The sequence below is a fragment of the Magnetospirillum sp. 15-1 genome, from assembly GCF_900184795.1.
Taxonomy (GTDB): domain Bacteria; phylum Pseudomonadota; class Alphaproteobacteria; order Rhodospirillales; family Magnetospirillaceae; genus Phaeospirillum.
The window spans coordinates 1-26,168 of sequence record NZ_FXXN01000026.1; the positions used below are offsets into that span (position 1 = coordinate 1).

Annotated in this window: 25 protein-coding genes and 1 pseudogene; 16 read left to right on the forward strand and 10 right to left on the reverse strand. The window is 68.0% G+C overall.

Features of this window, described 5'->3' with window-relative positions; translation table 11 throughout:
• A pseudogene (locus CP958_RS26655) lies at window positions 1-347 on the forward strand (hypothetical protein); the annotation flags it as partial.
• A gap of 12 nt (window positions 348-359) precedes the next feature.
• On the opposite strand, the gene CP958_RS15485 reads toward CP958_RS26655, so the two are convergent.
• Entirely contained in the window at window positions 360-1,727 is a 1,368-nt protein-coding gene (locus CP958_RS15485; protein WP_096703107.1) for a glutamate--cysteine ligase, read from the reverse strand.
• Window positions 1,728-1,912: 185 nt separating this feature from the next.
• Between CP958_RS15485 and CP958_RS15490 the strand changes: the two genes are divergently transcribed.
• The 3 genes from CP958_RS15490 to CP958_RS15500 all read left to right on the forward strand — a co-directional run bounded on the left by CP958_RS15490 (window position 1,913) and on the right by CP958_RS15500 (window position 3,968).
• Window positions 1,913-2,455 carry an aspartate 1-decarboxylase gene (locus CP958_RS15490; RefSeq protein ID WP_096703109.1) on the forward strand — a complete coding sequence of 181 codons (543 nt, stop codon included), beginning with the start codon at window positions 1,913-1,915 and terminating at the stop codon, window positions 2,453-2,455.
• A 92-nt stretch (window positions 2,456-2,547) separates the two neighbouring features.
• Window positions 2,548-3,237 carry a 7-cyano-7-deazaguanine synthase QueC gene (queC, locus tag CP958_RS15495; RefSeq protein WP_096703111.1) on the forward strand — a complete coding sequence of 230 codons (690 nt, stop codon included), beginning with the start codon at window positions 2,548-2,550 and terminating at the stop codon, window positions 3,235-3,237.
• Window positions 3,234-3,968 carry a hypothetical protein gene (locus CP958_RS15500; RefSeq protein ID WP_096703113.1) on the forward strand — a complete coding sequence of 245 codons (735 nt, stop codon included), beginning with the start codon at window positions 3,234-3,236 and terminating at the stop codon, window positions 3,966-3,968. Before queC ends, CP958_RS15500 begins: the two co-directional genes overlap by 4 nt.
• Here CP958_RS15500 and asnB read toward each other — a convergent pair.
• Both asnB and CP958_RS15510 read right to left on the reverse strand, forming a co-directional pair.
• Entirely contained in the window at window positions 3,958-5,874 is a 1,917-nt protein-coding gene (gene asnB, locus CP958_RS15505; protein ID WP_096703115.1) for an asparagine synthase (glutamine-hydrolyzing), read from the reverse strand. The two genes, CP958_RS15500 and asnB, sit on opposite strands and share 11 nt — an antisense overlap.
• Before the next feature lie 89 nt (window positions 5,875-5,963).
• Complete coding sequence (locus CP958_RS15510) at window positions 5,964-7,583, reverse strand: tetratricopeptide repeat protein (RefSeq protein WP_096703117.1); 1,620 nt, start codon at window positions 7,581-7,583, stop codon at window positions 5,964-5,966.
• 112 nt (window positions 7,584-7,695) lie between these two features.
• On the opposite strand from CP958_RS15510, the gene CP958_RS15515 reads away from it, so the two are divergent.
• The 3 genes from CP958_RS15515 (at window position 7,696) to CP958_RS15525 (ending at window position 11,020) form a co-directional block, all read left to right on the forward strand.
• Entirely contained in the window at window positions 7,696-8,118 is a 423-nt protein-coding gene (locus CP958_RS15515) for an Rrf2 family transcriptional regulator (protein ID WP_096703119.1), read from the forward strand.
• A 61-nt stretch (window positions 8,119-8,179) separates the two neighbouring features.
• The gene (locus CP958_RS15520) at window positions 8,180-8,743 is read left to right on the forward strand and encodes a flavodoxin family protein (RefSeq protein ID WP_096703121.1); all 564 of its coding nucleotides are present in this window, start codon (window positions 8,180-8,182) and stop codon (window positions 8,741-8,743) included.
• Window positions 8,744-8,851: 108 nt separating this feature from the next.
• Complete coding sequence (locus CP958_RS15525; RefSeq protein ID WP_096703123.1) at window positions 8,852-11,020, forward strand: ATP-binding protein; 2,169 nt, start codon at window positions 8,852-8,854, stop codon at window positions 11,018-11,020.
• On the opposite strand, the gene CP958_RS15530 is transcribed toward CP958_RS15525, so the two are convergent.
• The 6 genes from CP958_RS15530 to CP958_RS15555 all read right to left on the reverse strand — a co-directional run bounded on the left by CP958_RS15530 (window position 10,984) and on the right by CP958_RS15555 (window position 19,133).
• The gene (locus CP958_RS15530) at window positions 10,984-12,288 is read right to left on the reverse strand and encodes a folylpolyglutamate synthase/dihydrofolate synthase family protein (RefSeq protein WP_096703125.1); all 1,305 of its coding nucleotides are present in this window, start codon (window positions 12,286-12,288) and stop codon (window positions 10,984-10,986) included. The genes CP958_RS15525 and CP958_RS15530 overlap by 37 nt on opposite strands.
• Before the next feature lie 32 nt (window positions 12,289-12,320).
• Window positions 12,321-14,198, reverse strand: coding sequence for an MASE3 domain-containing protein (locus tag CP958_RS15535; RefSeq protein WP_242442929.1), 1,878 nt, complete (start codon window positions 14,196-14,198; stop codon window positions 12,321-12,323).
• A gap of 118 nt (window positions 14,199-14,316) precedes the next feature.
• Window positions 14,317-15,243: an acetyl-CoA carboxylase, carboxyltransferase subunit beta gene (accD, locus tag CP958_RS15540; RefSeq protein WP_096703129.1), complete on the reverse strand. Its 927-nt coding sequence runs from the start codon at window positions 15,241-15,243 to the stop codon at window positions 14,317-14,319.
• Window positions 15,244-15,254: 11 nt separating this feature from the next.
• Window positions 15,255-16,064 (reverse strand): tryptophan synthase subunit alpha, encoded by an 810-nt coding sequence (trpA, locus tag CP958_RS15545; RefSeq protein ID WP_096703130.1) that lies wholly within the window; start codon window positions 16,062-16,064, stop codon window positions 15,255-15,257.
• The gene (gene trpB / locus CP958_RS15550; RefSeq protein WP_096703132.1) at window positions 16,064-17,287 is read right to left on the reverse strand and encodes a tryptophan synthase subunit beta; all 1,224 of its coding nucleotides are present in this window, start codon (window positions 17,285-17,287) and stop codon (window positions 16,064-16,066) included. The genes trpA and trpB overlap by 1 nt, the downstream gene beginning before the upstream one ends.
• Before the next feature lie 85 nt (window positions 17,288-17,372).
• Window positions 17,373-19,133, reverse strand: coding sequence for a GGDEF domain-containing protein (locus CP958_RS15555; protein WP_096703134.1), 1,761 nt, complete (start codon window positions 19,131-19,133; stop codon window positions 17,373-17,375).
• Window positions 19,134-19,384: 251 nt separating this feature from the next.
• On the opposite strand from CP958_RS15555, the gene CP958_RS15560 reads away from it, so the two are divergent.
• From CP958_RS15560 to CP958_RS15600, 9 genes are all read left to right on the forward strand, one after another.
• Complete coding sequence (locus CP958_RS15560) at window positions 19,385-19,909, forward strand: PAS domain-containing protein (RefSeq protein WP_096703136.1); 525 nt, start codon at window positions 19,385-19,387, stop codon at window positions 19,907-19,909.
• Window positions 19,884-21,182 (forward strand): methyl-accepting chemotaxis protein, encoded by a 1,299-nt coding sequence (locus CP958_RS15565; protein WP_096703138.1) that lies wholly within the window; start codon window positions 19,884-19,886, stop codon window positions 21,180-21,182. Before CP958_RS15560 ends, CP958_RS15565 begins: the two co-directional genes overlap by 26 nt.
• Window positions 21,183-21,251: 69 nt before the next feature.
• Window positions 21,252-21,491, forward strand: coding sequence for a CDGSH iron-sulfur domain-containing protein (locus CP958_RS15570; protein WP_096703140.1), 240 nt, complete (start codon window positions 21,252-21,254; stop codon window positions 21,489-21,491).
• A gap of 58 nt (window positions 21,492-21,549) precedes the next feature.
• Entirely contained in the window at window positions 21,550-22,542 is a 993-nt protein-coding gene (locus tag CP958_RS15575) for an NAD(P)H-dependent glycerol-3-phosphate dehydrogenase (RefSeq protein ID WP_096703142.1), read from the forward strand.
• A gap of 2 nt (window positions 22,543-22,544) precedes the next feature.
• On the forward strand, window positions 22,545-23,039 hold the full coding sequence (locus CP958_RS15580; RefSeq protein ID WP_096703144.1) for a glycine zipper 2TM domain-containing protein: 495 nt from the start codon (window positions 22,545-22,547) through the stop codon (window positions 23,037-23,039).
• 107 nt (window positions 23,040-23,146) lie between these two features.
• Window positions 23,147-23,437 carry an integration host factor subunit beta gene (gene ihfB / locus CP958_RS15585; protein WP_096703601.1) on the forward strand — a complete coding sequence of 97 codons (291 nt, stop codon included), beginning with the start codon at window positions 23,147-23,149 and terminating at the stop codon, window positions 23,435-23,437.
• Window positions 23,434-23,703: a LapA family protein gene (locus tag CP958_RS15590; RefSeq protein WP_096703146.1), complete on the forward strand. Its 270-nt coding sequence runs from the start codon at window positions 23,434-23,436 to the stop codon at window positions 23,701-23,703. The genes ihfB and CP958_RS15590 overlap by 4 nt, the downstream gene beginning before the upstream one ends.
• 12 nt (window positions 23,704-23,715) lie before the next feature.
• On the forward strand, window positions 23,716-24,423 hold the full coding sequence (gene pyrF, locus CP958_RS15595; protein ID WP_096703148.1) for an orotidine-5'-phosphate decarboxylase: 708 nt from the start codon (window positions 23,716-23,718) through the stop codon (window positions 24,421-24,423).
• 3 nt (window positions 24,424-24,426) lie between these two features.
• Complete coding sequence (locus CP958_RS15600) at window positions 24,427-25,068, forward strand: phosphoribosylanthranilate isomerase (protein ID WP_096703150.1); 642 nt, start codon at window positions 24,427-24,429, stop codon at window positions 25,066-25,068.
• Here CP958_RS15600 and CP958_RS15605 read toward each other — a convergent pair whose 3' ends face one another.
• Window positions 25,069-26,055, reverse strand: a complete 987-nt coding sequence (locus CP958_RS15605; protein ID WP_242442930.1) for a diguanylate cyclase — start codon at window positions 26,053-26,055, stop codon at window positions 25,069-25,071.
• Window positions 26,056-26,168 lie beyond the last annotated feature (113 nt).

The following is a 26,168-nucleotide window of genomic DNA, read 5'->3' on the forward strand; positions in this document are numbered from 1 at the left end:
TGCTCGACCTGATGATGCCGGAAATGGATGGCTTCGAGTTCGTCGCCGAGTTGCAGCGCCATCCCGAATGGCACGCCATCCCCATCGTCGTGCTGACCGCCAAGGACATCAACCAGGAGGACCGCGCCTCGGATCGCCACTTCTGGCCGATCCGAACCGCCGTCGCCACCGAAACCCCAAAGCGCTTCGCTGCCGAGCGTGTCGTCTCGCCTGAATTCAGGGCTGCGGCTATCCGCTGCCGAAGGTCTTGCGAAAGAGGTCCTGCCATCCCTGCTGGCCTCCTATCCAGCCAGCAGTTTGAATCACATTCTCGGCCCCAGGGGAATCCCAATTCCGATTCCGCTTAACTCAGACTGACTCTAGTAGGCATATTCCTTGAAGATGGGATCGACCGAACGCTGCCAGCGGGTGTCGTAGGCCTCCAGCATGTCCTCGGCGGCGGTCCTGCCGCTTCTCGCCACCGCCTCGATGGGATCGAGGTAGATGCTCTCGTCGCGTCCCGAATCGTTGAGCCGCGCCCGCGCCTTGAGGCCGGCCGAGGCGAGGCTCAGCACATCCAGCGCCACCTCGCGCACGCTGCGGCCGCCGATGGTGGCGGCCAGACCCCGGGCGGGGACGGTGGCGCGCAGCGCCTCGCGCTCCTCCGGTCCCCAGTCCTTGACCAACTCCCAGGCGCCGTCCAGCGCCGCGTCGTCATAGAGCAGGCCGGTCCACAAGGCGGGCAGGGCGCACAGCCGCCGCCACGGCCCGGCATCGGCGCCGCGCATCTCCAGGAATTTCTTGATGCGCACGTCGGGGAAGGCGGTGGTCAGGTGGTCGGCCCAGTCGCCCATGGTGGGCAGTTCGCCGGGAAACGCCGGCAGCTTGCCGTTCATGAAGTCCCGGAAGCTCTGGCCCGCCGCGTCGATGTATTTGCCGTCGCGGTAGACGAAGTACATGGGGACATCCAGCATCCAGTCCACGTAGCGCTCGAAGCCCATCCCCCGGTCGAAGGCGAAGGGCAAGCCGCCGGTGCGGTAGCGGTCGGTGTCGGTCCACACGTCGCCGCGGGCCGTGATGAAGCCCGACGGCTTGCCGTCCACGAAGGGCGAGGCGGCGAACAGGGCCGTGGCGACAGGCTGCAGCGCCAGCGAGACGCGCAGCTTCTTCACCATGTCGGCTTCCGAGGCGAAATCCAGGTTCACCTGCACCGTACAGGTGCGCAGCATCATGTCCAGGCCCTTGGTTCCCACCTCGGGCATGTAGCGGCGCATGATCACGTAGCGGCCCTTGGGCATCCAGGGCGTGTCTTCCTTGCTCCATTTCGGCTGGAAGCCCACACCCAGGAAGCCGATGCCCAGACGCTGGGCCACGTGCTTGACCTGGGCCAGGTGATGGGTGACCTCGGCGGCGGTCTGGTGGATGTTCTCCAGCAGGCCGCCCGACAGCTCCAGCTGCCCGCCCGGTTCCAGGCTGATGGCGGCGCCGCAGTAATCGTGCAGGGCGATGACGTTGTCGCCCTCGAACACCGGCTCCCAGCCCAGCCCGACCAGTCCGTCGAGCATGGCCTTGATGCCCTTGTCGCCGCCATAGGGCAGCGGCCGCAGGTCGTCGAGCGAGAAGCCGAACTTTTCGTGCTCGGTGCCGATGCGCCAGGCATCCTTCGGCTTGCAGCCCGATTCCAGGTATTCGACCAGCTGATGCTTGCCGGCGATGGGTTCGCCGCTGGGCTTGGCGGGTGCGGACATGGGCGGGATTATCCTACTGAGCAACTCGGAGCCCCAGCAAACGACAGGGCGCATGAGGGCGTCAAGCACCGAATCCGCCGCCCGCCCTGTTCAATCCATGCCCCTTGACGTCAATAAGGTGTTGCGGAACAGGCCCCAGTGCGTTTACGTCACTGCCCTATGCTGCAAGTTTGTCCCGGTGTCCCATGATGAAGATCATTCGCGCGAAGCTGCACGGTATTCGCGTTACCAATGCCGACCTCAATTACCACGGCTCGATCACGCTCGATCCCGAGCAGTGCGAGATGGCCGGCATCTATCCCATGGAATTCGTCGACATCTGGAACAAGAACTCGGCGGCCCGTATCTCCACCTACGTCATCTTCGGCGAGCCGGGCTCGCGCTGCTGCGTGCTGAACGGCGCCGCCGCGCGGACCTGCCAGAAGGGCGACGAGCTGATCATCGCGGCGTCCGCCGATATTTCCGGGCCCGAGAAGCTGTATGACGTCAAGCCGCGCATCTTGACCTTCCTGCCCGACAATCACGTGGATCAGGTGCTGTACTACGACGTGTTCCAGAGCGAGAAGCGCCCCTACGACTTCCGCATCGTCGACGCCGACAAGCACACCATCGAGAGCTGCCACACCTGGCCCAACGTGGACATCACCAAGCTGCGCTCCGACCTGCAGGCCAAGGGCTGGAACGAGGCCGAGATCGACGCGTTCATCGCGTCGCACTTCTCGCTGTAGTCATAAACTGCCCCTCGCCGGGCGGGCGCCTCCGCGCCCTTGGCCGCCGCCTCAATGGCGGCGCAATTCCGGCGAAAAGGAGGTTCGCCGGAATGACGACCAAACCCGCCATCGTCCTGCTCAGCGGCGGCCTTGACTCCGCCACCGTGCTGGCCATCGCCAAGGCCGAGGGCTTCGTGCCGTCGGCGCTGACCTTCCGCTACGGCCAGCGCCACGCGGTGGAGATCCGGGCGGCCCAGCGCGTGGCCGAGGCCATGGGCATCAGTGACCATCGTATCGCCGACATCGACCTCAGGGTATTCGGCGGCTCGGCGCTGACCTCGGACATCGCGGTGCCCAAGGGCGGGCTGGAGGACGCCATTCCCGAGGGCATCCCGGTCACCTACGTGCCGGCCCGCAACACCATCATGCTGTCCTTCGCCCTGGCCTTCGCCGAGGTGATGGGCGCCGCCGACATCTTCGTCGGCGTCAACGCCGTGGATTACTCCGGCTATCCCGATTGCCGCCCGGACTACATCAAGGCGTTCGAGGCCATGGCCAACCTCGCCACCAAGGCGGCGGTGGAAGGCACCAGATTGCGGCTGCACACCCCACTGATCGACCTCTCCAAGGGCGAGATCATCCGGCGCGGACTGGCGCTCGGTGTCGATTATTCCATCACCTCCACCTGCTACGACCCCGACGAGCAGGGGCGGGCCTGCGGGCATTGCGATTCCTGCCGCCTGCGCCTCAAGGGGTTCGCCGAGGCGGGACTGGCCGACCCGGCCGAGTACGCTCCATGATGCGGGCGGCCCTGGGTGTCCTCGTTGTGCTGGCGTGGCTGGCGACGGGGCGGGCCGGGGCCGCCGAACTCCACATGATCTCGCAGATTCAGGGCGACCACCTCAGCGTGCGCGGCTTCGAGGTGGTGCGCGAGGCCTATCGCCGCATCGGACTGCAGGCGGTGGCCGACATCCGTCCCAACGAGCGGGCCATCGTCTCGGCCGACAGCGGCGACACCGACGGTGACACCATGCGCATGGCCGGGCTGGAGGTCCGCTATCCCAATCTGGTGCGGGTGCCCGAGCCGGTTCTCACCTTCGACACCATCGCCTTTACCGCCGGGCCGAAGTTCAAGGTCAGCGGCTGGGAAAGCCTGCGGCCCTACAACATCTGCGTGGTGCGCGGCTTCAAGATCGGCGAGAGGGGCACCGAGGGCATGAGCCGCGAGGTGGTTTCCACCAACGAGGCCTCCCTGCGCATGGTCAAGGCCGGGCATTGCCAGGTGGCGGTGCTGGGCGAGGCGTTGTGGCTGCTGATCGACGAACTGAAGCTGGGGCCGCTCCGGGCGCTGGACGAGCCGGTGGAGGTCACGCCTCTCTACCACTACGTCAACGTCCGCCATGCCCATCTGGTGCCCAGGCTGGCCGAGGCGCTGCGGGCCATGCGCAAGGAAGGGGTCATCGATTCCATCCTGGCCACCGATCGCGGCGTGATCCGGGAAGCCCGGCAGCGGAACGCGCTCAGGGACTGACCGTTTCCAGCCATGCCTGGAACATCAGGGCGTGCCACATCTCGTTCTGCCAGTTCTTGGAGCCCGAGCGGTGCTCGCGCCAGCATTGGGCCACCAGGGCGGCATCCAGCCAGCCCTGGCGGCGCAGCCGGTCCTCGGACAGCAGATCGTCGGCCCAGTCCCGCAACTGGCCGTTCAGCCAGCGGCGCAGCGGCACCTCGAAGCCCATCTTGGGGCGGTCCACCAGGGCACGTGGAACGTGGCGGTACAAGACGCGGCGCAGCACCGCCTTGCCGGTCTCGCCCTCGATCTTCAGGCGCGTGGGCAGGCTCCAGGCGAATTCGGCGATGGGTAGCGCCAGGAAGGGCAGGCGGGCCTCCAGCGAGGCGCCCATGGTGGCGCGGTCGGTCTTGACGCACAGGTCGTCGGGCAGGTAACCGCAGGCATCCAGCAGCATGGTGGCCAGAGCGTCGTCCTTGACCGGCGGCGTCGGGGCGGTGAACAGGCTGTCGGCGCGTCCGGCCCCCGGCACCAGGGCCGGCATGCCGCGCCAGCGGGAATAGTGCAGCCCCAGCAATTGGGCCAGGGAGCCGGCCTCCAGGCGTTCCGCCTCGCGGCCCAGGCGGTGGCCGGGATGGCTGCGGCGCCTGCGCAAGCCGCCGGCCAGCGCGGCCAGTCCCTCGGCCGGTCCGGCCAGCAGGCGGGCGCCCAGCGCACCGGCCGCCTTCAGGCCGCCGGGCAGGCGTTGCAGTGCCCGCCAGTCCTTCGGGATGGAGCGATAGATGCCGTAGCCACCGAACAACTCGTCGGCGCCGTCGCCCGACAGGGCCACCGTGACGCTCTTGCGCGTCACCTGGGCCAGCAGGGCGGTGGGCAGGGCGGCGGCGTCGGCGAAGGGTTCGTCATAAAGGGCGGGCAGACGCGGCACCATGGCCAGCGCCTCGGCATCGCCGATCCGCACCTCGGTATGGATGGTGCCCAGCTGGTCGGCCACGGCACGGGCATGGGGGCTTTCGTCCAGGCCCGACTGATCGAAGCCGATGGTGAAGGAATGGACCGGCTCGGCCGACAATTGCCGCATCAGGGCGGCGGTGATGGAGGAATCGATGCCGCCCGACAGGAAGACGCCCACCGGCACGTCGGCCTGCATGCGAAGGGCCACCGAGTGGTGCAGCAGTTCCTCCAGCCGGTCGGCGGCCTGTTCGGCGGTGCCGTCGAAGCTGTTCTCCAGGCGGGCGGCGCTGTCGGCCGCCGACCAATAGGCCTGGATGGAGACCTGCCCGCCGCTCACCCGCATCAGGTGGCCGGGTTCCAGCTTGAAGACGCCGGGATGGATGGTATGGGGGGCGGGAATCCAGCCCAGCCGCATGTAAAGGGCCAGGACGTCGCGGTCGATGCCGCCTTCCCAGGCGGGATGGGCGGCCAGGGCCTTGAGCTCCGAGCCGAACAGCAGGCGGCCGCCCACCTTGGCCCAGTAAAGCGGCTTCTCGCCGAACCGGTCGCGGGCCAGGGTGAGGGTGCGCTCCCGGCGGTCCCACAGGGCGAAGGCGAACATGCCGTCGAAGGCGGCCAGCGCCGCTTCCACCCCCCAGGCGGACACCGCCTGCAGCAGCACCTCGGTATCGGAATGGCCGCGCCAGACGATGCCGTCCCCCAGCCGCGCCCGCAAGGCGGCGTGGTTGTAGATTTCGCCGTTGAAGCTGATCACCCAGCGCCCATCGTGGGATTCCATGGGCTGATGCCCCTGGGGCGTGAGGTCGACAATGGCCAGACGGCGAAAGCCCAGCGCCACGCCCGCCGCGTCATCCACCCAGGCGCCGTCGTCGTCGGGGCCGCGATGGACCAGGGTGGCGGCCATGGCGCGCACCACCTTGTCCCGGTCGGGGGTGGGCTGGGTCAGGTCGAGGAAGCCGGCGAAGCCGCACATGGTCGCTAGGATGGTCCGCTATGAGTTCGAGGCGACCTTAGCCGCTTATGCGGCGGGAGCCAAGCGGGCGGAGACCCGCGCCCGGCGTCTTAAATCTTGCGCAGGACCACCACGAGGCCGGGAACGTCTTCCCCCGCCTCCTGCCGGGTGGAGGCCCGTTCGGAGGCGGCGACGGCGAAGCCATGGCCGGCGGCGACCGCTTCCACATAATCGGGGGCGTGGGCATAGCGGTTCTTGGCGCCCAGGGCGTAGGACGCGCAATCCTCGGCCCGCTCCACCGTGAAGGCGAATACCCCGCCAGGCTTCAGGGCCTGGGCGGCGGCGGCCATGATGCCGTTCAGGTCGCCGAAATAGACCAGCACGTCGGCGGCCACCACCAGATCATAGGTGGCGGGGCGGGCCTCGAGGCTGGCGACCAGTTCACCCACCTCCAGATGGTCATAGAGACGGCGGCTGCGGGCCCTGTCGATCATGGCGCCCGACAGGTCGACACCGTCGAGGCGGGCGGCCAGGGGGCGCAGCACCGGCCCGGCCAGCCCGGTGCCACAGCCGGCATCCAGCACGTCCAGACCCTGCTTGCGCTCCAGGACGGCATCCAGGGCCTGGGCCAGCAAGGCCGGGGCGCGGTAGGCCAGCTTGTCCACCAGGGCGGAATCGAACTTGTCGGCGTAATCGTCGAACAACTGCCGCACATAGGCGTCGGGGGCGCGGCTCGGCGCATCGACGGCGCCGGTTTGGGCCAGTCCGAGGGCGGCGCCGTGGCGGTCCTCGGGGTCCAGTTCCAGGCAGCGGCGGAAATGCTTGGCGGCCCTCTCCTTTTGCCCCAGGGCCAGACGGGTCTCGGCCAGACAGTAATGGGCGTGCACCGAATCGGGGGCGGCGGTCAGCGCGCGCTCGAAGGCGGCGGCGGCGGCCTCGGGCATGTCCAGGCCGCGGCGGATCAGCCCCAGCTCCAGCCAGCCGGAGGGATCGCGGGAATTGAGCTTGGTGGCGCGCTCGGCGTGGACGCGGGCGTCGTCCAGACGCCCCAGGCCGCGCAGGGCGGCGGCCAGATTGGCCCTGGTGCCGGCATGGTCGCGGCGCAAATCCACCGCGCCGGACAGCACCGCCACCGCCCGCTCGTTCTGGCCCAGCGAGCGCAGGATCAGTCCGTAATTATTCAGTGCCACCGCCCAGTCGGGGCGCAGCTCCAGGGCGCGCTCCAGCATGCCGGCGGCCTCGACGCTCTCGCCCGCCTGATGCAGCAGGGTGCCCAGCGTGCACAGGGCCTCGGCATGGCGGGGGTCGGCGGCCACCGCCCGGCGGGCATGGTCCAGGGCCTCGTCCCTGTTGCGCCCCAGCCGGCCCAGCAGATCGGCCAGCCGGGAATTGGCCTCGGCATGATTGGGTTCGCGGCTCAGGATGGCGCGGTAGTGCAGGATGGCGCTGTTGAAATTGTCCTGGGCCTCCAGCGCGCGGCCCAGCGCCAGACGCGGCACCGGCTGGTTGGGGTCGGAGGCCACCGCCTGGGTCAGATGGTCCACCGCCCGCTTGGCCTGCCCCTGCCCCAGGGCGACCAGGCCCAACAGGTAATGGGCGCCGCCGAAATCCGGCCGTGCCTCGATGATGGTGCGCGCCAGCCGGCGGGCCTCGGCCACGTTGCCGTCTTCCCAGGCCTGCATGGCGCGACCGAAGGCCTCGCCGATATTGAGCGGTTTGCCCGTGTTCATGCGTCCCTCTCCTTGCCACAGAATAGGCTGCCCAGCCCGAAGCGAGCAACGCGGGAAAGCGGGGGCGGCATTTCGGCTTGCGAATGGGAACGGTCTCTGTTACATATTCCCCATGGCCAGAAACTGCCGCTTCGCCGTCGCCGTTCACATCACGTCGCTGCTCGCCACCATGGAGGGGCAGCCGTGCACGTCGGAATGGATCGCCGGTTCGGTGAACACCAATCCGGTGGTGGTGCGCCGTCTGCTGTCCGCCCTGGCCAAGGCCGGGCTGGTCAGCTCGACGCGAGGCAGCAGCGGCGGGTCGGTGCTGGCCCGGCCGGCCGGCCGCATCTCGTTGCTCGACATCCACCGGGCGGTGGACGAGGACGAGGAGCCGGCGCTGCACAACCAGCCGCCCAATCCGGCCTGTCCGGTGGGGCGCAATATCCAGTCGGTGCTGGTCCGGGTGATCGAGCGGGCCGACGCCGCCCGCGACGCGGTGCTGTCCACCACCACGCTGTCCGAGGTGGTGGGTGCCCTGAGGGGCGAGGGGTAGGCGCTATTTTTTTAGGATAAAACGTAACAGTAACAGATACCATTACATCAAGGAGAGCAGCATGACTTCCATCGCCATCGTGTTTCATTCCGGCTACGGCCACACCCAGGCGGTCGCCGAGGCCGTCGCCGCCGGGGCGGCCCAGGTGGCCGGCGCCCAGGTGCATCTTGTCCCGGCCGATCAGGCCGAGGCCAAGGCCGACCTGCTGAACGGCGCCGACGCCATCATCTTCGGCTCGCCCACCTACATGGGCTCGGCCTCGGCCAAGTTCAAAGAGTTCATGGAGTGGAGCTCCAAGATCTGGTACGGCCGAGGTTGGCAGGACAAGGTGGCGGCGGGCTTCACCGTTTCGGCCAGCCAGAGCGGCGACAAGCTGGGCACCTTGATCCAGCTGTCCGTCTTCGCCGCCCAGCACGGCATGGTGTGGGTGGGTCTGGACCTGCTGCCCGGCAACAACAATTCCAACGGCAGCGTCGAGGACCTCAACCGGCTGGGCAGCTTCCTGGGCGTCATGGCCCAGGCCAATGCCGACCAGGGACCGGAGGGCGTCACCGACGCCGACAAGAAGACCGCCGCCCATCTGGGCAAGCGCGTCGCCGAGGCGGCGGCGCGGTGGAAGAAGTAGACGGAACGCGGCATTGACGAGAGGGGCGGCTTCGGCCGCCCCCACTCCGGGGACCTAGGGCATTCAGTGTATTGACTGGAGTCCTATCCGCTTCTTACCCTGCGCCCCATGGGGATCAGGGACGCCGCCATCAATTGGTGCGGCGAGTTCCGTTCGCGTGAACTCGAGGACACCTTCGTCGAAGCGTCGCGGCAACGCCTGCTGGACGCGGCCTATCTCTGCGTGCTGGCCACCAGCCTCACCTGTCTGGCCTTCGTTCCCCTCGATCTGATGACGCTCGGCGGCGACCGGCTGATGTTCTTCCTGACCGTGCGCCTGGCCGTCGCCACCCTGCTGGCCATCGGGCTGACCAGTCTGGCCCAGGCGGCGACGGCGCGCATGATCATCGCCCTCACCCATCTGTACCTTTACGCCTTCTTCTGCCTCAACGCCCTGGTCTTCGCCCACCCGCTGCTCGACCGCCACGGCGGCATGTTCTTTCCCCTGATCGCCATGTCGCTGTTCATGTTCATGCCGGGGCCGTTCCGGCGGGTGGCCTTGCTGTGCGCCGTGGCCCCCCTGCTCAGTCTGGCGTTCTGGGCCGAGTGGCGCGAGGTGCCGGAAAGCCCGGCCGACATGACCATCATCGCCCTGGTGACCGTGGTGGCCTATCTGGTCGGCGCCATGGCCCGCATCCAGCTCGAGCGCATGGGGCGGGGGCAGTTCCTGCTGGTCGAGGGCGAGCGCCGGGCGCGCATCACCCTGCTGGAAGCCAAGGAGGCGGCCGAGGCCGGCACACGGGCCAAGAGCGAGTTCCTGGCGGTGATGAGCCATGAAATCCGCACCCCCATGAACGGCATCCTCGGCATGGTGCGGCTGCTGCTCGACCGGCCGCTGGAGGCGGAGGACCGCGAACGTCTGGAGATGGTTCACCATTCCGCCGAGGTGCTGCTGGGCATCCTGGACAACATCCTCGACCTGTCCAAGGTGGAGGCCGGGCGGATGGAGTTCGAGCGGGCTCCGTTCAGCCCCGCCCGGGTGGTCGCCGGCATCCAGACCCTGCTGTCGGCCCGTGCCGGCGAGAAGGGAGTGGAACTGTCCCACGCCGTCGCGTCGGGCGTTCCCGAATGGGTGGAGGGCGATTGCGGCCGTCTGCGCCAGATTCTGCTCAATCTGACCGGGAACGCGCTGAAATTCACCGATGCCGGCCATGTGCTGATCCGGGCCGGGCTGGCCGGCGACGGATCGGGGCGGTTGGAGTTCTCGGTGACCGACACCGGCATCGGCCTGGAGGAGGCCGAGATCAAGCGGCTGTTCCATGCCTTCGCCCAGGCGGATTCCTCCATCACCCGGCGTTTCGGCGGCACCGGCCTGGGGCTGGCCATCTGCCGCCGACTGGTGGAGGCCCAAGGCGGCGAGATCGGCGTGGAAAGCCGCCCCGGCGTGGGCAGCCGCTTCTGGCTGCGCCTGGACCTGCCGGCCACCACCGCCCCGGCTCCCGGCGCGGTGGACGCGCGCGGCGGCGCGGTGCTGCCGCCGCTGTCGGTATTGCTGGCCGAGGACAATCCCATCAACCAGAAGGTGGCGCTGGGCTTTTTGACCAAGGCTTCCCACCGGGTGGCCGTCGCCGTCAACGGCGCCGAGGCGCTGGAGATGGCGCGGGCCGGCGGCTTCGACGTGGTGCTGATGGATATGCAGATGCCGGTGATGGACGGGCTGGAGGCGGCGACGCGGATTCGCTCGCTACCCGGTGAGGCCGGTCGGGTGCCGATCATCGCGCTGACCGCCAACGCCATGCGCGGCGATGCCGAGCGCTGCCGCGAGGCGGGCATGAACGCCCATGTGGCCAAGCCGGTGGACCCCGACATTCTGTTCGGGGTGATCGCCGATGTGCTGGCCGGGCGGCCGGTGGGAGAGGGGGCGGCGCCGGTGGCCGCCATGAACTCCCCCTTCGCCGAACTGAGCGCCCATCTGGGGCCCGAGGGCATGGCGAACCTGATCGCCACCTTCCTCGCCCAGGCCGAGGCGGCGTGCCGCATCCTGGCGGAGGAAACCGGGGACATGCTGCGCCTGCACATGGCGGCCCACGACCTCAAGAGCATGGCCGGGGCGGCCGGCTGCGGACCGCTGGCCGAGCTTGCCGCCGCCATCGAGGCCGCCGCCCGCGCCGGCCATGCCGAGGAGGTGCGCCAGCAGCTCCAGCCCCTGGATCAGGTCTGGTCGGCCACCCGCGAGGTGCTGGAAAAGCGCTTCGGCCTCTCTCAGGAATTGTCGGACAGCACTGTTCCCGCCAGATAGAGACTGCCGCAGATCAGGATGCGGGCCGGACCGGTACCGGCAGCGATCAGGTCGGCCACGGCCGCTTCCACCGAGGGCGAGGGCTTGGCGTCCAGGCAGAAATGCCGGGTGGCGGCCGCCGCGCCGTCTTCGGCCGGCAGCGCCGCCGCCTCGCCGGGAATGGCGACGGCGCGCAGGGTGTGGAAGCGTGCCGCCAGCGGCTCGAGATAGCCGTCCACGTCCTTGGTCGACAGAATGCCGAACACCGCCATCAGCGGCTTGTCGCGCCACGAGCGGGTGTGCTGGGCCAGGGCCTCGGCGGCATGGGGGTTGTGCCCGCCGTCCAGCCACAATTCCCAGCCCTCGGGCAGCATGTCCACCAGCGGGCCATTGGTCAGGTGCTGCAGGCGGGCCGGCCACGTCACCGAACGGATGCCGGGGCCAAGCGCGCTCGGCGGGAAATCGGGGAAGGTCGGGACCGGCTCGGTGCGCGACAGGCGCTCGATGCAGGCCAGGGCCAGGGCGGTGTTGCGGTACTGGAAGGCGCCGGCCAGGGCGGGGGCGGGCAGGCTCCACTCCACCGACGGACCGCGATAGACCAGCCCGCCATCGGAGGCGGTGCGGGCGAAGAAGTGCTCGCCCTCCCTGATCAGCGGCACGCCCAGTTCGCTGGAGCGCGCCTCCAGCACCTTGGCCGCCTTGCGCCCCTGCTTGGCGACCACGCAGGCGATGCCGCGCTTCATGATGCCGGCCTTCTCGGCGGCGATGGCCTCGATGCGGCCGCCCAGGAAGCTCTCGTGATCCATGGCGATGGGAGTGATGACGGTCAGGGCCGGGCGCTCCACCACGTTGGTGGCGTCCAGCCGCCCGCCCAGCCCGGTCTCCAGGATGCAGACCTCCGCCGGAGTCTTGGCGAAGGCCAGGAAGGCGGCCGCCGTGGTGATCTCGAAGAAGGTGATGGGGCGCCCGGCATTGGCCGCCTCCACCTCTTCCAGCAGGGCCAGCAGTTCGGGATCGGTGGGCAGGCTTCCGGCGACGCGGATGCGCTCGGCGAAGCGTACCAGATGGGGCGAGGTGTAGACGTGGGCCCGCATTTCCGCCGCCTCGAACAGGGCGCGCAGTGTCGCCACCGTCGAGCCCTTGCCGTTGGTTCCCGCCACGTGGATCACCGGCGGCAGTTTTTCCTGGGGACTGCCCAGCGCGTCGAGCAGCCGCAGGACGCGGTCCAGGGACAGGTCGATGACCTTGGGATGCAGCCGGGTCAGACGGTCGAGAATGCTGTCGATCATGATTGGGCGCCGCGCGTCGTCAGGCGAGAGGGTCAGGCGCGATCCGGAAGGGTGAAACTGAAGGTGCTGCCCTGGTCGGGGACGGACACCACCCGGATGCGGCCGCCGTGACGTTCCACGATCTTGCGGCAGATGGCAAGGCCAATCCCGGTGCCGTCGTAGTGGTTCAGGGTATGGAGGCGCTGGAACACCACGAAGATCTTGTCCCAATAGGCCTCTTCGATGCCGATGCCGTTATCGGCGAAGGCGAATTCCCAGCCATCGTCCCGGCGGGTGGCGGTCACCCGGATTTCCGGCTTGCGGTCCGGGTGCCGGAACTTGGCGGCGTTGCCGATCAGGTGCTGGAACAAAAGCCGCAACTGCCCCGGATCGGCGTTGATCACCGGCAGGGCGCCGTGGCTGACCACCGCCCCGGCCTCGTCCATGCGGGGCTTCAGGGTGTCCAGCGCTTCCGCCAGGACGGCCTCGGTGTCCACCGGCGGGAAGAACGGCTCGCTGCGGTCGATCAGGGTGTATTCCAGCAATCCGGTCAACTGGGCGCGCATGCGGTGGGCGCCTTCGACGGCATAGGTGATGTACTGGTCGGCGTCCTCGCCCAGTTGTCCGCCATAACGCAGTTGCAGCAGTTGCAGGAAGCTGGCGATGGTCCGGGCCGGCTCCTGCAGGTCGTGGGCGGCGACGGCGGTCACCATCTCCAGATCGTAATGGGCGCGGCGCAGCTTTTCCTCGGCGGCTTTGCGGCCGGTGATGTCGCGGCTGATGCCGACCATGCCCAGCAGGGTGCCGCGATCATCGTGGATCGGCGCCTTGACGGTTTCCAGCAGCACCCGCCGTCCGTCGGGGTAGTCGATCCATTCCTCGTTGCTGCTGGGGTGCCCGGCGGCCATGGCCTGGCGATCCTTGGCCCGATAGAACGCGGCGATGTCGGGGGGAGCGAACTCGTCGTCGGTCTTGCCGGTCATTTCGCTCTCGGGGCGGCCGCAATAGGCGGCGAAAGCCCGGTTGTAGCCAAGATAGCGCGAGTACGGGTCCTTGAAGAAGATCAGGTCGGGAATGGAATCCATCAAGGTGCGCAGCAGGGCCTGCTCCTTGGCCAGGGCGGCGTAGGGCGCCTGGACACCCGAGACGAACAACGCGCTGTAGATCAGCAGATAGGCCAGCGCCTTGCCCACGTGCCCGGTCAGGTTGATCAGATCGCCCACATCGCCGTAAAGGGTGAGCAGGACGCCGGTCAGGCCGAGTATCCAGGCGGCGGCGGCCATCTTCAGGTCGTTGCCGTCCCCGGATTGGCGGAACCGCAGGTACAGAAGGCTGGAGACCGCCACATAGGCGGTGGACAGGACGTATTCGGCGCTGATCTTGAAGGTGGTCAGGCCGTCGCCGGGAATGAAGGTGCGGGGAAACCATTCGGGATGGGCCAGCCCGGCGGAGATCAGAACCGCCGTCAGCAGCCCGACCACGAGCAGGCAGAGCCGCCGGCCCCGGTCGCTCCATCGGCGTTCGGTGGTGGTTACCGCCAAGATCAGGCCGATCGCCATGGCCAATCGCCCGAGAAGCCACAGATTGATGGCCTTTTCCGGGCCGCTGGGGGTGATCAGGGCCAGCATGCCGGCATAGGACAGCGTGTGAAAGACATCAATGGCCGCCGCCGCCAGGGCGGCCAGCCCGATGATCAGGTTGCGGTGATTGCGGTCGGCGCGGCGCACCGCCCAGCCGAGCGAGAACACCATCAGCGAAACCGAGATGCTCACCAGCTCGAGAATGGAGTGGACCGGCAGATAGTCGCCGGCATCGTCGAACACCCGCCCCGGCGGGATGATGCGTACCGCCACGCCGCAAAGCGCCGCCGCCGCCATCAGCAGCAGGGGCGGCATCGCCAGCGACCCGATACCCTTTCCAACTCGGGACAAGACAGGGACCTCGTATCCTAACCCGCAAAATACAATACCGAGGCCATGGGCCTCGGTATTACCATCGGGTTAGTGTACGGCTCCGTTCAGAGAATTTCCAGTCCTACGAGAGGCTCGGTCAATCCTGGTCGACGCTATCGGGAGTATCGATGGGCAGCGACACCAGATCGCCGGCCGCGCCGCGATTCTTCAGCAACGACAGGATGCGGATCATGGTGGCGCGCAGGTCGCGGCGCGGCACCACCATGTCGACCATGCCGTGTTCCAGCAGGTATTCCGCCTTCTGGAAGCCTTCGGGCAGCTTCTCGCGGATGGTGCTCTCTATGACGCGGGCGCCGGCGAAGCCGATCACCGCGCCGGGCTCGGCGATGGCGATGTCGCCCAGCATGGCGAAGCTGGCCGAGACGCCGCCGGTGGTGGGGTCGGTCAGCAGCACGATATAGGGCAGCCGCTTTTCCTTGACCTTGTCCACCGCCACGGTGGTGCGCGCCATCTGCATCAGCGACAGGATGCCTTCCTGCATGCGGGCGCCGCCCGAGGCGGGAATGACGATCAGCGGCGCGTCCTGCAGCACCGCCAGTTCGGCCGCCGCCACGATGCCCTCGCCCACGGCGATGCCCATGGAGCCGCCCTGGAAGTCGAAGTTGAAGCAGGCCGCCACCACGTTCATGCCGCCCATGCGGCCGTGGGCCACCACGATGGCATCCACTTCGCCGGTCTTGGACCGGGCATCCTTGAGGCGGTCCGAGTAGCGCTTCTGATCCTTGAACTTCAGCGGGTCGTCGGCGACCTTGGGCAGCTCGATGCGCTGGAACTGGCCGTCATCGAACAGCATGCCCAAGCGCTTCTTGACCGACAGGCGCAGGTGATGGCCGCAATGCTGGCAGACGTTCAGCGACTTTTCCAGGTCGCGGTGGAAGATCATGTGGCCGCAGCCCGGGCACTTGAGCCAGAGGTTGTCCGGCACCTCCTTGGGCGCCACCAGTCCGACCAGGCGCTCCTTGAGCGAACGGCGGGTCTCGTTGAGATTGGTCAGCCAATTCATGGAAAATGCTCCTACTTCCGGGCGCCGCGCACCCCGGCCGCCAGGTCCTTGACCAGGGCCAGCGGGGCGGAAACGGCGCCGGACTTGCCGATATTGTCGGCCAGAACCGAAACGATGGCCGAACCCACCACCGCGCCGTCGGCGACGCGGGCGATTTCGGCCGCCTGGGCGGGGGTCTTGATGCCGAAGCCGACGCAGACCGGAAGGCCGGTGTGGCGACGGATGCGGGCGACCGCCTCGTCGATGGCCGCCTGGGCGGCCGATGCGGTGCCGGTGATGCCGGCGATGGACACGTAGTAGACGAAGCCCGACGCATTGGCCAGGACCACCGGCAGGCGGGCGTCGTCGCTGGTGGGCGTGGTCAGCACGATGAAGTCGATGCCGGCGACGCGCAGGAAGGGCACCAGCTCGTCGGCCTCCTCGGGCGGCAGGTCGACGATGATCAGCCCGTCCACCCCGGCCTGGGCGGCGTCGCGCGCGAATTTTTCCGGTCCCCAGGCGTAGACGGGATTGTAGTAGCCCATCAGGATGACCGGCGTCTCGGCATCGGTCCTGCGGAACGCCGCCACCATCTCCAGGGTCTGCTTGAGCGAGCCGCCGGCCCGGAGCGCGCGGCCCGCCGCCAGTTCGATCACCGGGCCGTCGGCCATGGGATCGGTGAAGGGCATGCCCAGCTCGATGATGTCGGCGCCGGCCGCCGGCATGCCGTCCAGCAGGGCCTGACTGGTGGCGCGGTCGGGATCGCCGGCGGTGATGAAGGTCACCAGGGCGGCGCGGTTCTCGGCCTTGAGCCTGGCGAAACGAGCGGTGATCCGAGACATTACACAAGCCCCCCCAGATGCACGTCGCCGAGCGCCTTGGCGATGGTGCTGACATCCTTGTCGCCGCGTCCCGACAGGTTGACCACCATCAGGTGATCCTTGGGGAGCGAGGGGGCGATCTTGGAGGCATAGGCGATGGCGTGGCTGGATTCCAGCGCCGGGATGATGCCTTCCAGGCGGGTGCATTGCTGGAAGGCGGCCACCGCCTCGTCATCGGTCACCGAGACGTATTCGACGCGGCCGGTCTCGTGCAGCCAGGAATGCTCCGGCCCGATGCCGGGATAATCCAGGCCGGCCGAGATGGAATGGGCCTCGGCGATCTGGCCGTCGGCATCCTGCAGCAGATAGGTGCGGTTGCCGTGTAGTACGCCGGGCTTGCCGCCGGTCAGGCTGGCGGCGTGCAGCTTGTCCAGGCCGTGGCCAGCCGCCTCGACGCCGATGATGCGCACGGACTTGTCGTCGAGGAAGGGGTGGAACAGCCCCATGGCGTTGGAGCCGCCGCCGATGCAGGCTACCAGCGAGTCGGGCAGGCGGCCTTCCTGGGTCATGATCTGCTCCCTGACCTCCTCGCCGATCACCGACTGGAAGTCGCGGACCATGGTGGGATAGGGGTGCGGGCCAGCCACGGTGCCGATCAGGTAATAGGTGTCGTTCACGTTGGACACCCAGTCGCGGAGCGCGTCGTTCATGGCGTCCTTCAGCGTCGCCGCGCCGCTGGTCACCGGACGCACCTCGGCACCCAGCAGCTTCATGCGGTAGACGTTGGGCATCTGCCGCTCGATATCGGTGGCACCCATGTAGATGACGCATTGCATGCCGAACAGGGCGCAGACGGTGGCGGTGGCCACGCCGTGCTGACCGGCTCCGGTCTCGGCGATGATGCGCTGCTTGCCCATGCGCCGGGCCAGCAGGATCTGGCCGATGCAGTTGTTGATCTTGTGGGCGCCGGTATGGTTGAGGTCTTCCCGCTTGAGGAACACCTTGGCGCCGCCGAACGCCTCGGTCAGGCGCTTTGCGAAGTACAGCGGATTGGGGCGGCCCACATATTGGGCCAGCAGCGAGCGGAATTCCGCCTGGAACGCCGGGTCGACCTTGGCGGCCGCATAGGCCTTCTCGACCTCGAGAATGAGGGGCATCAGGGTCTCGGCCACATAGCGGCCGCCGAAGATGCCGAAATGGCCGCGCTCATCGGGGCCGGCGCGATAGGTGTTCAGGCTTTGCATCTGCTTTTCAGGACCCTGGGGGCGGAAAGGCGCCAATAAAGCAGAAAGCGCCGCCCCTGAGGAGAGATTTTGTGGGGGAGGGGGTTTATGCCGGGCAGGGATGCACGACGGCCAGATGGTCGGCCGCCTGCTTGGCGGCCTTCTTGTGATCGGCCAGCAGCCGGGAAATGTCGTCCGACGAGCAGGTCCCGCAATCCGGCGTCAGGTGGACGGCGACGCAGCTCACCGTCATCAGCGGGAAACTCACCGTATTGCCCAGCCGGTCCTGGCCGACGATGTGGCCCCGCCGCCGGGTCTCGTCGTCGTAGAAGCTTTCCACGTCGCGGGCGAAATCGGCGATCAGCTGGCGGCAGATATCCTCGGCGTTCTCCGCCGCCGCGCCCTTGAAGCCGGCGAAGAAGTCGTCGCCGCCGATATGCCCGGCGAAGCCGCCCGCCGCCGCCATGGCCTTGGCCAGCAGGTCGCCGAACAGCAGGATGGCGCGGTCGCCCAGGCGAAAGCCGTACTTGTCGTTGAACGGCTTGAAATTGTCGAAATCGAAATAGGCCAGCAGATAGCTGCCGGCCCGATCCTCCAGCGCCTCGCACACCCAGGACAGGATGACGGCGTTGCCGGGCAGCCGGGTCAGCGGATTCTGGTCGCGCGCCGTGGCCAGGTTCTTCTCGTTGATGACGCGCAACAGCGAATCCGCCGACAGGAAGCCCACATAGCGTAAATCGTCGACGATCAGGATGCCCTCGGCCCGTTCCACCGCCGAATAGGCCTCGAGGATCTGCTCGGCCTTGGCGCCGATATCGGCCACCGGGCAGCGCACGGCGAAATCCTTGAGCGAGCGGCCATAGCTCTTGTTGGCGATCAGTTCCTTGCCGAAGGGGGAGTAGGTGTAGTCCTTCAACTCCTGGTCCCGCACGATGCCCAGCGGGACCCCCGAGCCGTCCACCACCGGAAAGAAGGTGGCCGACTTGTCGGTGCGGAAGCGTTCGAACACCTTTTCCATGGGGGTGTGGAGGTTCAACGGCTCCGGGCGGGCGATCTGATCGGCGATGATGCGCTGGTCGCCGCCGGCGGCGCGGCGGTCCAGGCGGGCCAGGCGCTCGATCTCGGGATAGTGGGCCTGCAGCCCGGTCCAGTCGGTGGTCGGCCGCTGCACCAGCCAGCCCTGGACCATGTCGCAGCCGATTTCCTTGCAGACGCGGAATTCCCGCTCGGTCTCGACGCCCTCGGCCACCACCACGGCGCCCAGCAGGTGGGCGATGGTGACGATATGGGCCAGGAACACCTTCTTCTTGGCGTCGGTGGCGATGTCGGCCACGAAGAAACGGTCGATCTTCAGGTAATCGGGCTCCGAGTAGTAGAGCAGCTGCAGTCCGGAAAAGCCGGTGCCGAAATCGTCGATGGCCAGCCGGAATCCCTGGCGCTTGAAGTGGCGGAAGGTGGAGACGGCGTCCAGGCCGGCATCCAGCGGGTGCCGCTCGGAAATCTCGAACACCACCGAGGCTTCGGGCAGGCCGTGGCGGTCGAGGATGGCCCGCGTCCGCCGTGCCGGGTCGCCCTCCACCGCCAGGACCCGGTTGTCGATGTTGAGGAACAGCTTGGCGCGGGGATGGTGGGGCAGACTGGCGAAGGCGGTCACCGCCTTTTCGCGCAGGGCCAGTTCCACCTCGGCCAGGCAGCCGTCGGCATGGCAGGAATCGAAGAAGCTCTGGATGGAGGCGTAGCCCGCCGCCTCGGTGCCGCGCAGCAGCGCCTCGTAGCCGTGGCAGACCCCCGAATGAATCCCCACCACCGGCTGGAGGGCGACGGTCAGGTGATCGAGACGGTAAGGGTCAACGGTGTGGCGTGGCATCCCGATCGCTCCGGCCGGTCATCCCCGGTGCGGATTCATCTGCCGAAGCCGGGTTGCGGTCAATGCGGGGATGAGGGCGCGGCATGAAATTCACGGCCCTGTCATAACCGCGGATTTTCTCGGCATGTATACCAAATTTAAACGAAAGGCATACGAAGTTACACCAAGCATGTTGAATCATTATAATCCCATTGATACAAGGTTCATGTCGGTGGGGTGTTTTCCTTAATTCGTTAGGGTGGTGTGGGCGAATGAGCGGCAAGACCATTCAACCTTCGGGGCGGGAACGGACCTTCGCCGAGGATGAGATCATCGTCAGCAAGACCGATACCAAGGGCCGTCTCACCTATGTGAACGATGTGTTCGTATCGGTCTCGGGCTTCACCGAAGCCGAGCTGATCGGCCAGCCGCACAGCATGATCCGCCATCCCGACATGCCGCGCTGCGTCTTCAAGCTGCTGTGGGACACCATCGCCTCGGGCAAGGAACTGTTCGCCTACGTGGTCAATCTGGCCAAGACCGGCGAGCATTACTGGGTCCTCGCCCACATCACTCCGGATTTCGGTCCCGACGGCCAGATCGTCGGCTATCACTCCAACCGCCGCGTGCCGAGCCGCGAGGCGCTGGCCAAGATTCAGCCCCTGTACCAGAGCCTGCTGAAGATCGAGGCCGCCAGCCCCGACCGCAAGCAGGGCATGGAGGCGGCGTTCGCCGCCCTGGTCGACCAGTTGAAGCGCGAAGGAAAGCCCTATGCAGAATTTGTCCTCGGTCTCTAAGGCCCTGCGGGCGGCCCAGATCACCTTCGGGCTGGCCCTCGCCTTCATGCTGGTCGCCCTGCTGCTGCGGAACTGGGTCGCCGCGGGTTTCGCCCTGGTTCTCGCCGGGCCGGCCTGGCATTCCATGGGCCTGCTCAAGCGCGCCAACATCAGCGTCGAAAAGGCGGCCAAGGTCTGTGCCGCCGCCGCCCAGGGCAATCTCGGGGTGCGCATCATGGACATCAAGGGCCAGGGCAATGTCGGCCAGATGCTGCGCTCCATCAACCGGCTGCTGGACCTGACCGAGGCCTATTGCCGCGAATCCCAGGCGGCCATGGAGCACGCCAACCAGCGCCAGTACTTCCGCAAGATCATTCCCACCGGCCTTCGCGGCGATTTCGCCCGCTATGCCGGAATCATCAATGCCTCGCTGGACCTGATGAAGCAGCGCGACGCCGAGGCGCTGGCCTTCGCCGAGCAGAACGTGCGCGTCCTGGTGCAGGAGGTGTCGTCCGCCTCGACCCAACTGCGCCAAAGCTCGGACCGGCTGATGAGCAACGCTACCCAGACTGTCGAGCAGGCCATGACCTCGGCGGCGGCGGCCGAGCAGGCCTCGGTCAACGTCCAGTCGGTGGCCGGTGCCGCCGAGGAACTGGCCGCGTCGTTCGGCGAGATCAACATGCAGACCACCCGGGCCACCGCCATTTCGTCCGAGGCCATGGTCACTGCCCGGCGCACCGACGCCACGGTGCAGGATTTGGGGCATGCCGCCGCCCAGATCGGCTCGGTGCTGTCGCTGATCCAGGATATCGCGTCCCAGACCAACCTGCTGGCGCTCAACGCCACCATCGAGGCGGCCCGCGCCGGCGAGGCGGGAAAGGGTTTTGCCGTCGTCGCCAACGAGGTCAAGACCCTGGCCAACCAGACGGCGCGCGCCACCGAGGAAATCTCGTCCCACGTCAGCCAGATCCAACTGGCCTCCGAGGGGGCCGCCGCCGCCATCCGCGAAATCGCCCAGATCGTCGGCTCGATCCAGGAGACCTCGACCGCCGTGGCCGGCGCGGTGGAGGAGCAGAACGCCGTGACCATGGAAATCTCGCGCAACGTCCAGGAGGCCGCCACCGGCACCGCCTCGGTGTCGGAAGCGGTGGCCTATGTGAAGGACACCGCCGAGACCACCGACCAGGAAGCCCGCGACATTTCGGCCGCCGCCGCCAGCCTGGCCAAGCGCGCCGACGACCTGGAATCCCAGATCAACGGCTTCATCGCCAAGATCAGGGGCCAGGCCGCCTGAGCCTCTTCCGATTGTTTCCTCGCTGCGGGATTCCCATGTGTGGAAGTGCCGCAACGAGGAGATCATCCCATGACCGAGGCCGTCATCGCCCAAAAGGCGCCCTATCCCGTCGAGGTCGAAGCGGGCAAGACCTATTACTGGTGCGCCTGCGGCCGTTCCAAGGCACAGCCTTTCTGCGACGGCAGCCACAAGGGGACCGGCTTCACTCCGGTGGCCTATACGCCGGACAAGGCGGGTACCGTCTATTTCTGCGGCTGCAAGGCCACGGGCAACAGGCCGCTGTGCGACGGAACCCACAAGACGCTGTGATCCCTTGCCCGCGATCCGGCATCGGGGTAAACCGGGTAACGGCAATCGCGGGGTTTCCATGAAAAGAATCGGTGTGATCGGCGGAGGGGCCTGGGGCACGGCATTGGCGCTGACCGCCCGCCGGGCCGGTCGCGACGTGGTGCTGTGGGCCCGCGAGCCCCAGGTGGTGGAGGCCGTCAACACCCGCCATGCCAATCCCGATTTCCTGCCGGGCGTCGATCTCGACCCCGCCCTGCGCGCCACCGGCGATCTGGCCGAGGCGGCCGATGCCGACGCCGTGCTGCTGGTGTCGCCGGCCCAGCATCTGCGTGCCGCCTGCCGCGCCCTGGCGCCCCACTGGCGTGCCGGCGTGCCGGCCGTCATCTGTGCCAAGGGTATCGAACTCGCCACCTGCGCCCTGATGCAGGACGCCGTCGCCGCCGAACTGCCCCGGGCGCCCATCGCCGTGCTGTCGGGTCCCACCTTCGCCATGGAGGTGGCCAAGGGCCTGCCCACCGCCATCACCCTGGCCTGTGCCGAGCCGGAGCTGGGGCGCCGGCTGGTCGAGGCCCTGGGCACCGCCACCTTCCGCCCCTATCTTTCCGACGACCTGGTCGGCGCCCAGATCGGCGGCGCGGTCAAGAACGTGCTGGCCATCGCCTGCGGCATCGTCGAGGGGCGCGGCCTGGGCGACAATGCCCGCGCCGCCCTGATTACCCGTGGGCTGGCCGAACTGACCCGCCTCGCCATGGCCAAGGGCGGTCGGCCCGAGACCCTGATGGGGCTGTCGGGCCTGGGTGATCTGATTCTCACCGCCTCGTCCACCCAGTCGCGCAATTACTCGCTGGGCTTCGCGCTGGGCGAGGGCCGTGCCCTGGCCGACATCCTGGGCGAGCGCCACTCGGTTACCGAGGGGGTCTACAGCGCCGGCGCCGTGGTCGACATGGCCGGGCGCATCGGCGTCGAGATGCCCATCTCGGCGGCGGTGGACGCGGTGATCAATCGCGGCCAGAGCCTGGACGAGGCCATCCGCGCCCTGCTGTCGCGCCCGTTCCGCAGCGAAGGATTATAGCCATGCGCCAGTTTTCCTTCGCTCTTTGCGCCCTCGCCGCTTTGTCGGCCTGCGCCGAGAACCCCACCGAAGGGGCCTTGTGGGGGACCGGAGCCGGCGCCGTGGTCGGCGGCGGCATCGGGCGGGCGGCGGCCATCGGTGCCCCCCATCTGGCCAGCACCTTCACCCCGGTGGGCGCCGTGGCCGGCGCGGCGGCGGGCTACATGATCGGCGGCTATTTCGATCCCCACCCCAACCGCCTGTGGTCGGCGGCCACCATCGAGGCGGCCGAGACCGGGCAGGAGGCCCGCTGGGCGGCGCGTGGCCTGGAGGGCGCCGTGGTGCCCCAGGGCGTCGGCTGGACCGATGGCGGCGGGCGGGCTTGCCGCCGGCTGGTGCAATCGGCCATGCGGACGGGCGAGACCGGCAGCGCCTATTCCCGCGAGGTGGTGGCCTGCCGGCTGGTGGACGGCACCTGGGAAGTGGTTCTGCCGGCCGAAGACGACCCGAAAAGCTAAAAATCGTTCCTCCTCAGAGACTTGTCCGTCAGAGTCTGGCTTGACGCGGGCGGGGGGGTTGGGCATGCTGGCCGGCAACCTGGAACACAACCAAGGACTTGAAATCCATGACCAAGTCGGAGCTGATCGCCCGCCTGGCCGAGGCCAATCCCCATCTCTATCAGCGGGATGTGGAGCGGATCGTCACCACCATTTTCGACGAGATCGCCTCGGCTCTGGCCCGGGGTGACCGGGTGGAACTGCGCGGCTTCGGCGCCTTTTCGGTGAAGAAGCGCGACCCGCGCGTCGGCCGCAACCCCCGCACCGGCGAGACCGTGTCGGTGGAGGGCAAGGCGGTTCCCTTCTTCAAGACCGGCAAGCAACTGCGCGAGAAGCTCAACGTCGGCGGCGGCTCGTGAGGTTTCTCGCCTGGATAATCGGCCTGCCCATGGCCGTATTGGTGACGGTGTTCGCCGTCGCCAACCGGGCGGAGATTCGTTTCGACCTGTGGCCGCTGCCCTTTGGAATCGACCTGCCCGCCTATCTGGCGGTGCTGATGCCGCTGGCCCTGGGGCTGGCCGCCGGTTTCCTGCTGGGTTGGGCGTCGGGGCTGAGGGCCCGCCTGCGCGCCGGTTCGTTGCGGCGCCAGTTGGACGCCGCCCGGAAGACCCGGTCTCAAGCTTGAGGTAGATTGTCCGTGACCAATCCCGTCTATGTCGCCATCGACACCACCGAGGCCGCCCGCGCCATCGCCCTTGCCGAACGCCTGAAGGGGCAGGTCGGCGGGTTCAAGCTGGGCCTGGAATACTTCACCGCCAACGGCCCGGCCGGCATGGAGGCGGTATCCGGCCTCGGCATGCCGCTGTTCGTCGATCTGAAGCTGCACGACATTCCCAATACCGTGGCCGCCGCCATGAAGGGCGTGGTGCGCCTGGGCGCCGCCATCACCACCATCCACGCCTCGGGCGGCGCCGCCATGATCCGCGCCTCGGTGGATGCCGCCAATGACGAGGCCGCCAGGCTGGGGATCGCCCCGCCGGCCGTGGTGGCGGTGACCGTGCTGACCAGCCTGGACCAAGCCGGGGCAGAGCAGGTGGGCTTCGAGCGCCCGGTGCTGGATCAGGTCAAGCGTCTCGCCGCCCTGGCCCAGGAAAGCGGTGCCGCCGGCATCGTCTGCTCGCCGCTGGAAGTGGAGGCGGTGCGGGCGCTCTGCGGTCCCGACTTCAAGCTGGTCATCCCCGGCATCCGCCCCGCCTGGAGCGAGGCCGGCGATCAGAAGCGCTTCCTGACCCCCGCCGAGGCCCGCGCCAAGGGGGCCGACGTGCTGGTGATCGGCCGTCCCATCACCGCCGCCGCCGACCCGGCCGAGGCCGCCGGGCGGATCAAGGCCGAACTGGGACTCTAGATCATGCCGGTCGAGGTCAAGATCTGCGGCATCACCGACGAAGAGGCCATGGACGCCGCCATCGAGGCCGGGGCCGACTATGTCGGGCTGGTGTTCTTTCCCGCCTCGCCCCGCAATGTCACGCCGGACCGCGCCGCCGAGCTGGTGGAGTTCGCCCCCGGCGACGTGACCAAGGTCGGTCTGTTCGTCGATCCCGACGATGCCACCCTTGACGCCGTGCTGACCCGGGTGCGGCTCGACCTGCTGCAACTGCACGGGCACGAGACGCCCGAGCGGGTCGAGGCCATCCGCCTGGAATACGGCTTGCCGGTGATGAAGGTGCTGTCGGTGTCGGACGCCGCCGACCTGGATGCCGCCGAGCCCTATCTGGCGGTGGCCGACCGCCTGCTGTTCGACGCCAAGCCGCCCAAGGGCGCCGTGCTGCCCGGCGGCAACGCGGTCAGCTTCGACTGGTCGATCCTCACCGGCCGCAAATGGGGACTGCCCTGGATGCTGGCCGGCGGCCTGACCCCCGCCAACGTCGCCGAGGCGGTCCGCATCAGCGGCGCTCCCTGCGTGGATGTCTCGTCGGGGGTGGAAAGCGCTCCCGGCGTCAAGGATGCCGAGAAAATCCGCGCCTTCATCCAGGCCGCCCGAGGCGGCTGATCACGCCTCTTCCAGTTCCTCGACCCGATCGGTGCTGACCACCCGGTCGCGGCCCTGGCGCTTGGCGCGATAGAGCGCCGCGTCGGCGGCGGCGACCAGATCGTCGGCCGTGCAGTCGTCCGACGGTACCAGGGAGGCGGCGCCGATGGACAGGGTGACGCGATCGGCGGTCTGGCTGGCCCCATGGGGCATGTTCAGGGCATGCACGGCGTCACGGATGCGTTCGGCCACGTGCAGCGCCCCTTCCAGGTCGGTGTTGGGCATGATCACCGCGAATTCCTCGCCGCCATAGCGGGCCGCCAGATCCGAGGGGCGGAAGACCTGCTCGTCCAGGGCGGCGGCCACCGCTTTCAGGCAGGAATCCCCCTTCTGGTGGCCGTAGCTGTCGTTGTAGAGCTTGAAGTGGTCCACATCGACCAGCAGGATGGACATGGGCGTGCCCTCCCGCTGGTTGTGCAGCCATTCGGCCTCCAGCTTCTCGTCAAAGGACCGGCGGTTGGCCAGTCCGGTCAGCCCGTCCTTGACCGCCAGGCTTTGCAGCGCCATCTGGGCCAGTTTCTGCTCGGTCTGGTCGCGCAGCGTCTCCACCACCGCCAGCAGGTTGCCTTCCTCGTCGTAGATGGGGCCGGCATCCACCGCCAGATACAGGCGCTTCTTGACCTGGGGCATGACGCACCAGTTCTCGGCCCTGAGGCCGTTGGTGCAGTCGCTGGGCTCGGTATGGGTGACGTAGAGTTCGTCCATGGCATCGGTGCGACCCAGGACCAGCAGATCGGCCAGGCAGTGGCGCTCCTGATCATAGAAGGCCCGCCAGTGGTCGGAGGTGCCGATCACCTCGTGGGCGGGCACGCCGGTCAGGCGCTCGCAGGCCTTGTTCCAGATGATCACCCGGCGTTCGGCGTTGAGCACGAACGTGGGCACGACAAGATGCTGCATCAGACGCACGGCGAAGACGTGCGCGGATTCCGTATGACGTGAGGTGGGCACCGCTTCCCCCATGTGACGTTCACGGCCGGCCGCTTCTATGGCGGTCCTGGCTACTCCCTTGGGCCCAATCATGCATGGAAGCGACATCTGATTCCACCGCTTCCATCATCAGG